This is a genomic window from Streptomyces sp. NPDC004561 (genome assembly GCF_053602155.1).
Genome location: NZ_JBSGDB010000263.1, coordinates 1 through 12,312, shown reverse-complemented (window position 1 = coordinate 12,312; position 12,312 = coordinate 1). Strand labels below are relative to the sequence as shown.

9 protein-coding genes, 1 tRNA gene and 3 pseudogenes are annotated in these 12,312 nt (G+C 70.6%); 5 read left to right on the top strand and 8 right to left on the bottom strand.

Features of this window, described 5'->3' with window-relative positions:
• Positions 1-97: 97 nt before the first annotated feature.
• Both ACWEN3_RS28720 and ACWEN3_RS28715 read left to right on the top strand, forming a co-directional pair.
• A pseudogene (locus tag ACWEN3_RS28720) lies at positions 98-406 on the top strand (tyrosinase family oxidase copper chaperone); the annotation flags it as partial.
• A complete protein-coding gene (locus ACWEN3_RS28715; protein ID WP_452976518.1) occupies positions 390-1,256 on the top strand; it encodes a tyrosinase family protein in 867 nt (288 codons plus the stop codon). The pseudogene ACWEN3_RS28720 and the gene ACWEN3_RS28715, both read left to right, overlap by 17 nt.
• Before the next feature lie 170 nt (positions 1,257-1,426).
• On the opposite strand, the pseudogene ACWEN3_RS28710 reads toward ACWEN3_RS28715, so the two are convergent.
• From ACWEN3_RS28710 to ACWEN3_RS28700, 3 genes and pseudogenes are all read right to left on the bottom strand, one after another.
• A pseudogene (locus ACWEN3_RS28710) lies at positions 1,427-2,385 on the bottom strand (D-2-hydroxyacid dehydrogenase family protein).
• Positions 2,386-2,477: 92 nt separating this feature from the next.
• On the bottom strand, positions 2,478-3,050 hold the full coding sequence (locus tag ACWEN3_RS28705; protein ID WP_452976516.1) for a hypothetical protein: 573 nt from the start codon (positions 3,048-3,050) through the stop codon (positions 2,478-2,480).
• A 97-nt stretch (positions 3,051-3,147) separates the two neighbouring features.
• Positions 3,148-3,990, bottom strand: a complete 843-nt coding sequence (locus ACWEN3_RS28700; RefSeq protein WP_452976514.1) for a hypothetical protein — start codon at positions 3,988-3,990, stop codon at positions 3,148-3,150.
• A 215-nt stretch (positions 3,991-4,205) separates the two neighbouring features.
• Between ACWEN3_RS28700 and ACWEN3_RS28695 the strand changes: the two genes are divergently transcribed.
• Positions 4,206-5,456, top strand: a complete 1,251-nt coding sequence (locus ACWEN3_RS28695; RefSeq protein ID WP_452976512.1) for a PP2C family protein-serine/threonine phosphatase — start codon at positions 4,206-4,208, stop codon at positions 5,454-5,456.
• A 261-nt stretch (positions 5,457-5,717) separates the two neighbouring features.
• Here ACWEN3_RS28695 and ACWEN3_RS28690 read toward each other — a convergent pair whose 3' ends face one another.
• From ACWEN3_RS28690 to ACWEN3_RS28675, 4 genes are all read right to left on the bottom strand, one after another.
• A complete protein-coding gene (locus ACWEN3_RS28690) occupies positions 5,718-6,461 on the bottom strand; it encodes a MerR family transcriptional regulator (RefSeq protein WP_452976510.1) in 744 nt (247 codons plus the stop codon).
• A 39-nt stretch (positions 6,462-6,500) separates the two neighbouring features.
• Positions 6,501-7,925 (bottom strand): serine hydrolase domain-containing protein, encoded by a 1,425-nt coding sequence (locus tag ACWEN3_RS28685; RefSeq protein WP_452976508.1) that lies wholly within the window; start codon positions 7,923-7,925, stop codon positions 6,501-6,503.
• 137 nt (positions 7,926-8,062) lie between these two features.
• The gene (locus ACWEN3_RS28680) at positions 8,063-8,425 is read right to left on the bottom strand and encodes a hypothetical protein (RefSeq protein WP_452976506.1); all 363 of its coding nucleotides are present in this window, start codon (positions 8,423-8,425) and stop codon (positions 8,063-8,065) included.
• Positions 8,426-8,553: 128 nt separating this feature from the next.
• A complete protein-coding gene (locus tag ACWEN3_RS28675) occupies positions 8,554-9,315 on the bottom strand; it encodes a MerR family transcriptional regulator (RefSeq protein WP_452976520.1) in 762 nt (253 codons plus the stop codon).
• A gap of 290 nt (positions 9,316-9,605) precedes the next feature.
• On the opposite strand from ACWEN3_RS28675, the gene ACWEN3_RS28670 reads away from it, so the two are divergent.
• Positions 9,606-10,076 carry a VOC family protein gene (locus tag ACWEN3_RS28670; protein WP_452976504.1) on the top strand — a complete coding sequence of 157 codons (471 nt, stop codon included), beginning with the start codon at positions 9,606-9,608 and terminating at the stop codon, positions 10,074-10,076.
• Between the two features lie 545 nt (positions 10,077-10,621).
• Here the strand turns inward: ACWEN3_RS28670 and ACWEN3_RS28665 are convergent.
• A tRNA-Arg gene (locus tag ACWEN3_RS28665) sits at positions 10,622-10,697 on the bottom strand.
• A 320-nt stretch (positions 10,698-11,017) separates the two neighbouring features.
• On the opposite strand from ACWEN3_RS28665, the pseudogene ACWEN3_RS28660 reads away from it, so the two are divergent.
• Positions 11,018-12,232 (top strand): annotated as a pseudogene (locus ACWEN3_RS28660) (dynamin family protein); the annotation flags it as partial.
• Between the last annotated feature and the right edge of the window lie 80 nt (positions 12,233-12,312).

Sequence of the window (12,312 nt, the reverse complement as noted above, 5' to 3'; positions counted from 1 at the left end):
CTCGTCGCGCCGGCCGCCTCGTGCGCCTCCAGGCTCCTCGCCAGGTTGAAGTCGATGATCCGGCGCGTGTTCTCGGAGACCCGGTAGTGCACCTTTCTTCGACGAGACCTACCGGGGCCGCCGCATCCAGGGCGTCCTGCTCCCGGCCGCGCGGGACGCGACCTCCGACGGCGACTGGCAGATCACCATCGACGGCCGCTCGCTGCACCTGATGCGGCGGGCGGACGGCACCTGGCTGAGCATGGTCGACCACTACACCTCGTACCGGACGCCGCTGGAGGCGGCCCGCGCGGCGGTGGACGAGATCGGCCCCGGCCAGCGGCTGCGCGACATGGCCCCGGGCCCGAGGGGCGTTCAGCCGGGGGTCCACACGGACATGGGGGGACAGCATGGCGTACGTGCGTAAGGACGTCCGCAGACTCACCCCGAGCGAGCGCCGCCGGTTCGTGAACGCACTGCTGACGCTCAAACGGCGGGGCGAGTACGACGAGTTCGTGCGGATGCACATCGACTTCTACACCCCCGACGGCGAGACCGGCCTGCGCACCGCCCACATGTCGCCGTCCTTCCTGCCCTGGCACCGCCGGTTCCTGCTGGAGCTGGAGCGGGCGCTGCGCCGCGTCGACTCCTCGGTGACCGTGCCGTACTGGAACTGGACCCGGGACCGCACGCCGCACTCCGTGCCCTGGACGAAGGACCTGCTCGGCGGCAACGGGCGGCGCTCGGACCAGCAGGTGACGACCGGGCCGTTCGCCTACTCGGCGGGCCACTGGCCCATCAGGGAGGGCGTCACCGACGGCCGGTACCTCACCCGGGACCTCGGCCGCGCCGCCGCCCCCCTCCAACTGCCCACCAAGAGCGATCTGCGGTGGGCGCTCGCCGACCGCGTCTACGACGCGTGGCCGTGGGACTCGACCGTCCGCCGGGGCTTCCGCAACAAGCTGGAGGGCTGGGGGACCGGCAGCGGCAACGCCTCCTGGCACAACCACAACCGGGTGCACCGCTGGGTCGGCGGCGTGATGCTCGGCGCCGCCTCCGTCAACGATCCGGTGTTCTGGCTGCACCACGCCTTCCTGGACCTGCAGTGGCAGCGCTGGCAGCGGGCCCACCGCGAGCACCGCTATCTTCCGGCCCGGCCGCCCGGCTCCAAGGACGCGCAGCACGCGCGGATCGTCGCCCGGCACCAGAAGCTCCCGCCGTGGCACGAGACCCCGGACCAGCTGGAGGACCTGAGCCGGATCTACCGGTACGCGTGAGCGCCTCCGTGTCCCACCGCCGCGCGCATGCGAAGAGCCCCGGCGCTCGAGGTGCCGGGGCCCTTCCCTGTTTGTGCGGCCGGATCGCCCTTTCCACGGTCGTGTTCGGCCGGCGTGGCAGGTGTGTTCGGTAAGGGCGACGGCTCGTCGGGGCCCGATCCGGCAGGCGCTCAGGGCAGCCGTCGTACGGGTGAACCCGCCAGGTACGCCTGGATGTTCTCCACCGCCTGGCCGTAGTAGGTCGTGTAGTTGGCGTGCGAGACGTAGCCGAGGTGGGGCGTGGCGAGGAGGCGGGGGGCGGTGCGCATCGGGTGGCCGGCGGGCAGCGGCTCGATGTCGAACACGTCCACACCGGCGCCCGCGATCCGGCCCTCGCGCAGCGCGGCCAGCAGGGCGTCCTGGTCGACGATCGCCGCCCGCGAGGTGTTGATCAGGTACGCGGTCGGCTTCATCAGGGCGAGTTCGGCGGCGCCGACCAGACCCCGGGTGCGCTCGCCGAGGGCCAGATGGACGGAGACGAAGTCGCTGCCGGCGAGCAACTCCTCCTTGGAGGGAGCGAGTTCGACGCCGGCTTCGGCCGCGCGCTCCTTGGTGAGGTGCCGGCTCCACGCCGAGACCCGCATACCGAAGGCCAGCCCCACGGCGGCCACCCGGCTGCCGATCCTGCCCAGTCCGAGCAGACCCAGCCGGCGGCCGTGCAGATCGGCGCCGACGGTGGACTGCCAGGGGCCGCCGGTGCGCAGCGCGGCGCTCTCCTCGACGATCCCCCGGGCCAGCCCCAGCAGCAGCGCCCAGGTCAGCTCCACCGGGGGGTGCCCGAACTCTGCGTACCGCACACGGTGACACCGGCCGCCTCGGCGGCGGCGTAGTCGATGACGCTGTTGCGCATGCCGGACGCGACCAGCAGCTTCAGCCGGGGCAGGCGGGCGAGCAGCGAGCCGGGGAAGGACACCCGTTCCCGCAGGGTGACGACGATGTCGTAGCCGGCGAGGGCCGTGGCGAGGGCGTCCTCGCCGTCGAGGTGCTCGCGCAGCGCGACGACCTCCACCTCGTCCTCGATCACCGACCAGTCGGCCAGCTCGGTGGCCACACCCTGGAAGTCGTCCAGCACCGCACAGCGAAGTCGCACGTCGTCTCTCCCTTCCGGAGGCGACTGTAACGGCTGTCCCGGAGCGAGCCCGGAGCCGCGTGCCCCGCCGGGCGCTCGGCCGGCTTTGGGGCTCAGCGCACCTTCTTGAGCACGCAGAGTTCGCCGCCGTCCGGGTCCCCGACGTACTGCCACAGGACGGGATGCGCGGCGGTTCCGCGGGCCTCGTACTCGGTCCACACCGCGCTCTGCGCGAAGTCGAGGTGGATCTTGGTCACGGAGGAGTCCTCCTCCTCCGCGGGCTGGTTGGAGCGGTGCCACGTACCGGAGCCCGAGTCCGGGGTGGCGACGCTGTTCAGATCGGCGTCGGAGAAGTCGCCGCACACCCCGTTCCAGGTGAACGTGCCGTCGGCGCCCACCACCATCCGCCCGCCCCGGTCGTCCCGCCAGGTACCCACGACCGCCCGCTTGCGCAGTACGACGGCGCCGTCCTCCGGTATCGGGGGCGGGTTCAGCGCGCGCCCCACGACCTCCAGCATGATCACGCCGCCGAGCAGCACCACCGGTACGGCGAACAGCCCGAACGCGCCGAGCACCGCGGACGCCATGACGCGCAGGCCGAGGGGATGCCGCGAGGCGAACCCGGGCCGTGGGCCCCAGGCGTCCGCAGCCGCGTCCTGCCGGCCGGCCCGCTTCGTGTCACTCATGGTGCCCCTCCCTGTCCATACCCACGCACCCCCGTGCGGTTGCCGTCCTGCCGCGTCTCCTGCCCGTGCACGGGCCCGGTAGCCGTCGGTCCCGAGCCTAGGGCCGTTCGCGCAGCTGGAGGATGCCGGCGACCGAGAAGCACAGGGCGCCGGTCAGGGTGCCCCAGTCGGCGATGCCGGCGTTGACCGGGCTGCCGGTGGCGGGGCGGGTGAAGGCGGCGAGCGCCGACACCATGAACAGGACGGAGCCGAGCTGGTTCACGGCGACGATCCACCAGCCGAGGTCGCGCGGGCGGACGCGGGGCCTGCCGTGGCAGATCTCGACGAGGCCCAGGTGCCCGGAGACCAGGAAGAGCACACAGCCGACCACGTCGGGCGCCCAGATCAGCCGGTTGGTCCGCCGCACGCTCAGCCCCTGCAGGAAGGAGCTCAGCAGGGAGACCGCGAAGACGAGGGTGCCCGCGAACAGGACGAACGCGCTCAGCCAGTCCACCCGCGTCGGCTCGTAGCTCCACCACCGCCAGCGGCGGGTGACCAGCCGGCCCGCGCCGCCCGCGACATGGCGGGGCGCGTTGATCACCTGGAGCAGCGAGACGTAGCCGCCGGTGTTGAAGAACAGGCCGCCCGCGAAGTAGATCGAGGCACACTCGGTGGCGTCTCCGGAGCCGAACCGGGCGACCGCCGCGCCGGCCGCGAAGAGGGCTCCGCCGATGACGAAGGAGATCGCCGCGATGACGTTCAGTCTGCGCAGCCGGCCGATGGCGGTGGCGTCCGCGCGGGCGGGCCGGCCGCCCGCCGCACCGGGCGGCCGGACGACGAGCACGCCGCGGCGCCGCGCGGGCCGCGACTCCCACACCGCGCTGCCGCCGCCGGGAGGGCGCCAGGTGAGCCTGGTGGTGAACGGTCCCGCGCCCTCGGCACGCTGCTCCGGCTGCCCCACGGCCCGAGCCTAGACCCCGGCCGGAACCGGAACGCCGGCGAAACGCCGCTCCCGGGCTCGTCGCGACCCCCTGCGGACACCGGGGCCGCACCCACCCCGAGCAGCGCAAACGCAAGCCCGGCCCTCCCTCCGGCCGAGCCCCGTATGTCACGAATGTATGGACCTGTGAAGCCCGCGGTACTGCGGAGAGGAGCGCAGAACCCAGGGAGGATGCCGTGACGTGGGGTCGGAGGTGGCTGGCCGAGATTCTGGCCGCGGCGGAGGCCGCGGCGCCGGTGGCGTCCCTCGACGTGGTGGCGCGCAATCTGAGCGACCGGTTCGGCGCACGGTACGTGTCGTTCCTGTTCGTCGACATCGTCGGCCGGAAGGTGGTGCGGGTCACCGAGGACACGGACTCCCAGCGCGGCCGCCACGTCGACCAGATCCTTCTGGCGAGCAGCGTCTACGACGAGGTCCTGCGCACCCAGAGACTCGTGCAGGTGTCGTGCGGCGGGTCGGGCTGTCGGGTCCTCGCCCCCGTCACCAACCGTGGCGACGCCATCGGCGTGCTGGAACTGGTCCTGCCCCATGTGACGGAGGAGACGCTGGCGCAGGTCAGGGAGACGGCGCACGCGCTGGCGTACGTCCTCGTGACCGACCGCCGCTTCACCGACCTCTACCACTGGGGCCAGCGCACCACCCCGGTCACCCTGGCCGCCGAGATCCAGCGCCAGCTCCTACCCGCGGCTCCCTCGTGCGAGGCGCCCGAGTTCGCCCTCGCCGCGACCCTGGTCCCCGCCGACAACTGCGCCGGCGACACCTACGACTACACCCTCGACCTCGACACACTGCACCTGTCCATCACCGACGCCATGGGGCACGACGTCGACGCCGCCCTCATGGCCACCCTCCTGATCAACGCCTCCCGGGGCGCCCGCCGCGCCGGGGCCGACCTGGTCGAACAGGCCCGCCAGATCCACCGGGCCCTCCTCGAGTACGGCCGCAGCGCCTTCGCCACCGGTCAGCTGCTGCGCATCGCCCTGGACGGCACGCGCGCACAGCTGATCAACGCGGGCCACCCCTGGCCGCTGCGTCTACGCGACGGCACGGTCGACGAACTGCCCCTGGCCGTGAGCCAGCCCTTCGGCCTGCAGCTGCCCGCCCCGTACCGGACACAGGAACTCGATCTGCGGCCCGATGACCGCCTCCTGCTCTACACCGACGGCATGCAGGAACGCGAGGCGGAGAACGTCGACCTGCCGGGACTCCTCCGCGACACGGCCACCGAGCACCCGCGCGAGGTCGTGCGCAACATGACCACCGCGGTCACCGACGCCTGCGACGGACACCTTCCCGACGACGCCACCGTCATCTGCCTGGACTGGCACGGCCCTGACGCCGGTACGGGGGCGACCGGGCTGCCCGTACAGCTGGGAGCGCCTGGAGGACGAGCACGGCTTCTTGACAGACCAAGCGATCGGCCCTGACATCCGCCTTGTAAGCCTGGTGGTCCTGGTGGACTGATCTCCGCTGGTCAGGCCACGGCCCCGGTGACCAGGGCGCCGGCACGTTTGTGCACCCCTACAAGCTCGGAGTGACCGTGGTCGACCGGTCGATGTGGCCGTCGTCGAGGTACGACGTCCACGGCCAGGCCACGCTTGCCGCCCGTTACCGCTTGAAGGAGCGGTTCCTTTGAAGGACGGGGATGATCACGTGAAGGACGGGGCTGATCTCGCTCGTCCCGCGACCTACCGTCGGTTTTCACGCTCGTCTCCCTCGCTGGTCAGTTGGGCGAGGCGGTTCCACGCCGGGGATGAGGCTCCGGGCTGGGATTGCGCGGCCAACCGGGCGATGGCCGGGCTGTGGACGGGGCGGGTCTCGGACTGGCTGTGGTGGTTGGTGAACCAGTTCCTGGTACGGGCCGCGAGGGCGGGGAGGCGGGGATCGTCGGGCGACCAGTCGTGGGCGGCGTCATGGTCGAGGTAGAGGGCGCGGAACTCGGGATCGTTCATGAGTTCGCGCTTTTCGGCGATCCATAGGGAGGCGTCCTCGGGCGAGGCCGTTTGCATGAGGATCCAGCCGTTGCGTTCCAGTTCCCTCTGGCGGTCGCTGACGCCGAGTTCGCGTAGGACGTCGAGGTAGTCGGCGACCTCCGGTGAGACGAACAGCCGGTCGCCGCCGCGCAGTTGGGCGAGCTGGTCGCGGGTTCGCCGCAACTGCGCCATGCGGTCTTCCAGGTCGTGATCGATCTCGGTGATGGCCGCGGTGAGCGTGTCCGGGTCGGCGTCGAGAAGGTCCTTGACGCGGGCCAGCGGCACGCCCGCATTGGCCAGGGTCCTGATCTTGACGAGGTCGATCGCGTCTTGGGCGGTGTAGCGACGGTAGCCGGATTGGTCGCGGTCGGGCTCAGCGAGCAGGCCGCGCTGGTGGTAGTGGCGTATGGCCTTGATGGTCACTCCGGCGTAGTCCGCGAGCTGGCCGATCTTCAGCATGCCGGTCATCCTTCCACCCGGGCCGGTCGGTCGGAACGGTCAAGCCCGTCGGGTCAGGCGGCCGCCACCGTTACGGAAGCGCGCCTGGCCGTCGCGGACATCGTGGTAGGAGACGAGCAGTAGCCGCAGGTATCCGTCGAACGTTTCCAGCGGGTACCCGGAGGGCGCGAAAAGGCCTGGCCGGATCGGCACGTAGCGCTGCGGCGGAGCGGAGGTCATGCCGCCGGCGAACCGGGTGAAGACCCGTCCCTGCGATTCGTCCGCCGGTTCGTAGGTCGTCCGCTCTTCGAGCTGGCCGTCGACGATGCTGACGTCGATACGGAGCTGGTTGGAGCGGTAGGTGCCCACGTACGGGGTGAGGTCGACGTCCTGCTCCCCTCCGGTGACCAGAGTGGGGATCCGGACGCCGAGACGCTCGCTCAGGAGCCGCTGAAGGATTTGGTCGTGGAGCATGATCGCTGCCGAGGCGTTGCCGAAGGCAGTGAAGACCAGGTCGTGTTCGGGCACGACGCACAGGATGGACACTCCGCCGGGCGACGCGCCCGACATGGCGAGGACGGTTGTGTCACCGAACGGGTACCGCACCCAGCCCAGGCCCATCGGGGGGACGTTCGGGGTCGCCATGTCGTACGACACCTGCTGCATCAGCGCGGTCGCCCCGGCAGACAGGACGCGAGCGCCGGACGGGGAGATACCGCCCGCCAGGTGGGTGCGCCCGAAGGCGAGCAGGTCGGCGACGGTGCCGATCGGCGTGCCGCCGGCCGGACCCCAGGTGTCGGGCAGCATGAACATGCCGGTGGGCTTGGCCGCCATGGTCTCGGGGTCGAGGAAGTGGCCGACGGCCGTGCTGCGCAGAATGGCCTCCTCGGCCGAGGTGCAGGAGTCCTTCATGCCGACGGGCGCGTAGATATCGCGCTCGAGCAGGTCGGGGAAGGGCATGCCGGTCACCACTTCCAGCAGGCGGCCTGCGACGATCATGCCGCCGTTGGAGTAGCTGAGCTGCTCGCCGGGCTCGAACAAGGCGCCGCAGTTGCTCGCGAGGCCGTCGATGTAGATCTTTAGTGCGTCACGGCCCTTGGCGTCGGGGAAGAACAGGTCGGCATCGATGCCGTTGGTGTGTGAGATCAGGTGCCGGACCAGGATCTTGTTCGCCGTGCCCGGTGCGGTCAGGGCGAATTCCGGAAGGTACTTCACCACTGGCGTGTCGAGGTCCAACAGCCCACGGTCGACCTGCCGCATGACCAGCGTGGTGGTCAGGACCTTGGTGACAGAACCGAACAGGAATCCGGTGTTGTCGCACATCGGTGCGCCGGTGGCGACGTTGCTGGTTCCATGGGCGACGACGATCTGCTCGCCGGCGTGGTGGACGCCTGCGACGTACCCGGGGACGTTGTTGGACTCGCAGTAGGCGGCGGCCTGCTCGCGGATGTGGGCTTCGACGGAGTGCAGCGCGTTGTTGTTCATGCGAAGCATCGTCGAACCCTGCCCTTGGGGCAGGGGCAAGTCCCGCGGACAAGTGATCACTGGCGATGCGTTCGTAGCCGGAGCCGTGCACCAGCGCGTCCAGCGTTGCTGATGCGACCGGGGCTGTCGGGCTGGGGTCAGCGCGGGTGGAGTTGCCCGGAGGCGGGGACGTCGAGGACGAAGATGTGGCCGATGTTCGCGTCTGCGTAGCCGTAGTCGACGTTTTTCACCCGGAGCTGTCGCGGGGTGGCTTCGACGATCTGGACGGCGACAGGGTCCGGGCGGCCGGGCAGGGACAGCAGCCAGTCCTGGGCCAGGTAGCTCAGCCCCATGCGGTCAAGACACTCGCGGGCGTGACGCTCGTTGGTGGGTGCGCCGAGCGGGTGGCCGAAGACGGTAACCGGGGTGAACAGAAGCGGTTTGTCGTCGACCGGGCGCAGGTAGCCGAGGAGTTCGCCGTCCTCACAGCGGTGGTGGCGGGCCCAGTGGGCGGGGATCACGGCGGATGCTCCCATGGGTGTGAGGCGATGCCGCATCGCGGGGACAGGGCATCGCCGGGTGGTGGATCAGATCGGGTGGAAGACGCCAGAGCCGGAGGGCTGCAGCCCTCCGGCCGCCGGTGGCCCGGTCAGCTCAGTCGGGCGCCCGCGTAGGCGGCCATCGCGTCCCGCTGGTAGGCGGCGAGCCCGTCAGCGACCTGGTCGTAGGCCGTGCGCCACTGCGGATCGTCGACATACGTCTGTCCGAGGGCTTTGAACGCGGCCGCGTTCGGGGTCCACATCCGACAGATGCCCCGGTAGTGGGCATCGACCTCAGCCTGGACTGCCGGGTCGGTAGCCGGCGTGCCGGACGCCGCGAACTCGGCCATGCGGACCATTGCCGCGGTCGCCTCCCGCTGCAGCCGCGCCTGGTCCTCGTCGGTGAGCGTGTCGGCGAACTGCCTCGACTGCTCCACCTCGTCAGGCCACTGCTCGCCGGCGGCCGCCTCGTGGCGGGCGGCATCGAAGCCCTCGAACAGGTTCTCCGGCCTGCTGATCTTCACCATGTCGTGGGTGTCCTTGTCTTCCTCAAGCTCCGCGATGGTGCGGCCGACCGTGGCGGCCAGCACATCCAGCCGCTCCCGCTCCGCCAGCAGCCTCCGGTGGTGCTCCCGCAACGCGGCCACCTGGTCGACCTGGCGCTCCAGGACCGCTGCTATCTCGCGCAGTCCCAGACCGAGTTCCCGCATCAGCAGGATCTGCTGCAGCCGCAGCAGCTCTGCCTCCTCGTAGTAGCGGTGGCCGTTGCTCCCGATGTGCGCGGGAACAAGCAGCCCGATCTCGTCGTAGTGCCGCAGCGTCCGGGACGTCACCCCGGACATCCGGGCCACGTCCGCGATGGACCAGGCCATTGCCGTGCCTTTCATCGCCAGGCCGGTCTCTCCGGCCACACCGATGACCGTAGGAGTTGACGTAGCGGAAAGCGCAAGAGACCCGGCACGTACCGCAAGAGACCCGGCACGCACCTCTGACGCACAGTAAGCGCGGCAGGTTCACCGCTCGCATGAACCAACAATCACCGACAGTCGCTGTTCGAACCACCTACTGCCGGGCTCTCTTGGCCGAGATCCACCGATGAGTTCCGCCGGCTGGGCCGGTCCACCAGGACGTACGCCATCGAGCCACCGACTGGAGACCCGCCATGACCAATCCCGCACACCCCGGCCGCATGCTGTTCGTGAACATCCCCGTGGCAGACCTCGAGCGCAGCAAGGCGTTCTTCGCCAAGCTCGGGTTCAGCTTCAACCCGATGTTCACCGACGAGACCTCCGCCTGCATGCTGGTCGGCGAGCACGCCTTCGTCATGCTGCTCAGCCGTGAGAAGTTCGCGGAGTTCTCGAAACTGCCGATGGCCGATCCCACCACGCACACGCTGGCGCTGTACTGCTTCAGCGTGTCCACCCGCGAGGAGGTCGACACGGTCAGCGCCGCTGCGCTCGCGGCGGGTGGCGCCGAGGCGGACGGCGCCGAGGACTACGGCTTCATGTACTCACGCAGCTTCTTCGACCTCGACGGCCACGGCTGGCAGGTCATGTGGATGGACCCGGCGGCGGTGGAGCAGGGCCCCGAGGCGTTCGCGTCCTCCATGCGGGATGCCGACGGCCCGGCCTGACCCACTACCGCGAGCCGCTGATCCACACGGCGACCCCGGAGGTCGGGAAGCAGTGGACCGACACGGGGGAGATCCACGAGCACCGGGACCTGAAAGGGCGCGCGGAGGGCGAGACGCGCGCCGTGCCGGGACACCCGGCCCTGACACGCATCCTGAGGCAGCACGTCGCGGATGGGGGACTCCAGCCGGGTGATCTTCTGTTCCAAGGTGAGTCGGGTGGCATCCTCTCCGGCTCCGTGACCCGTCGGCGTGGCGCGGTGCGCGTAAGGGCGTGCCGCCTCCGCACGTCTTCGAGTCGCCGACCGGGCGGCGCGTGTACGACAACGGGAACACGCGCCTGACGAAGTGGCTCAACGACGGCATCCCGCCCGCTCAGGTCGCGGAGCGGGCCGGGAACAGCGTCGCCGTGCTCCTGGCGACGTACACGCGGTGCGTGGACGGGCAGCTGCCGGATCTGATCGTCAAGGGCGCATTCGGGGCTTCGGCGTGTCGGGTGTCACCCGTTCCGACCAGCAAAAAAGCCCTCCCCGAGGGAGGGCTCTCAGTGGCGCCCCCGGCAGGACTCGAACCTGCGGCCAAGCGCTTAGAAGGCGCCTGCTCTATCCACTGAGCTACGGGGGCCTGGTGTGTGGCCTCGTGTCTGGTGCCCGGGTGTGGGCTGATCCGTGACGTTGCCGGGGACAAGGATAGGGCTCCCGGTTCCCTGACCCTGTCGCTTCGCCTCCGTGGCTCAATGTGGAGGTTCGGTGAAGCGGTCCTGATAATCGCAGGCAGGTACGAATCGTGCACCGCTTTTGACGTCTGGCGCACCGGGTGTTGTGCACTCGTTATGCCTGGACTGTGCCCGTGTCCCGGTCATCCCTTCCGTCCGTTCTGTCCCGTCGGCGCGCAGACATGTCTATATGCTTCAGAATTCCCCTAAAATTGGGCATTCTTCGCATGTGGTGACCTTGGACGTACGGCCTCAGCTGCTCGACACACTTTCCGCGCTGCGCGACCGTGTCGCCGCCGCACGCTTTCCGCTGCCCCTGGCCGGAGCCCCCCGCGCGCGTGCCAACCGCGACGAACTCCTCGCGCAGCTCGACGACTATCTGGTACCCCGCCTGCGGGCGCCCGAGGCACCGCTGCTCGCGGTCGTCGGCGGGTCCACCGGCGCAGGGAAGTCGACACTGGTCAACTCCCTCGTCGGGCGCCGGGTGAGCGAGGCGGGTGTGCTCCGCCCGACGACCCGGACACCGGTCCTGGTCTGCCATCCGGAAGATCATCACTGGTTCAGCGGGATGCGCGTACTGCCCGACCTCACACGTGTGTGGACGCCCCTCCCGGACCCCCGCGACGAGCTCCTGCTCCCCGGTGAGAGCCCCGGCGACGACGCCGCGCGCGTGCTGCGCATCGAGACCGCCGAGACCGTCCCCCGCGGGCTCGCCCTCCTCGACGCCCCCGACGTCGACTCCCTGATCACCGACAACCGTGTCCTCGCCGCAGAACTCATCTGCGCCGCCGACATCTGGGTGATGGTGACCACGGCCGCCCGGTACGCCGACGCCATCCCCTGGCACCTGCTGCGCGCCGCCAAGGAGTACGACGTCACCCTCGTCACCGTCCTGGACCGCGTTCCCCACCAGGTCGTCTCCGAGGTCTCCCGGCAGTACGCCGCCCTGCTCACCAAGGCGGGCCTCGGCGACGTACCCCGCTTCACCGTGCCGGAGCTGCCCGAGTCCGCGTGGGGCGCCGGACTGCTGCCCGCCACCGCCGTGGCACCCCTGCGGATCTGGCTCGCCCACCATGCCCAGGACCCCGCCGCCCGGCAGCACGTCATGGCCCGCACGGCCTACGGCCTCCTCGACTCGCTCAAGTCCCGTCTGCCCGAGCTGGCCGGCGCCACCGCCGCCCAGTACGCGGCCGCCCTCCGGCTCACCTCGGCCGTGAACACCGCCTACGACAGCGAGCACGCGCGCGTGCGCGGTCTTCTCCAGTCCGGCGCCGTACTCGCCGGGGACGCCCTCAAACGCTGGCGCGCCTTCCCCCTGGACTGCACCGCCCGTGAGCTCCTCGACGCCCTCGTGGAGAGCCTGGCCGCGCTGCTGCTGTGTGCCGTCACCGCCGCCGACGAGCGGGTGGACGAGGCCTGGCGCCGCGAGCCCGCGGCCGGCGCCTGCTGATGTTCCTGCTGGCCGAACCCCTGCGGAACGCCGGCAAGTTCACCATGGGCGACGTCCTGGCCCGCACCATGCCC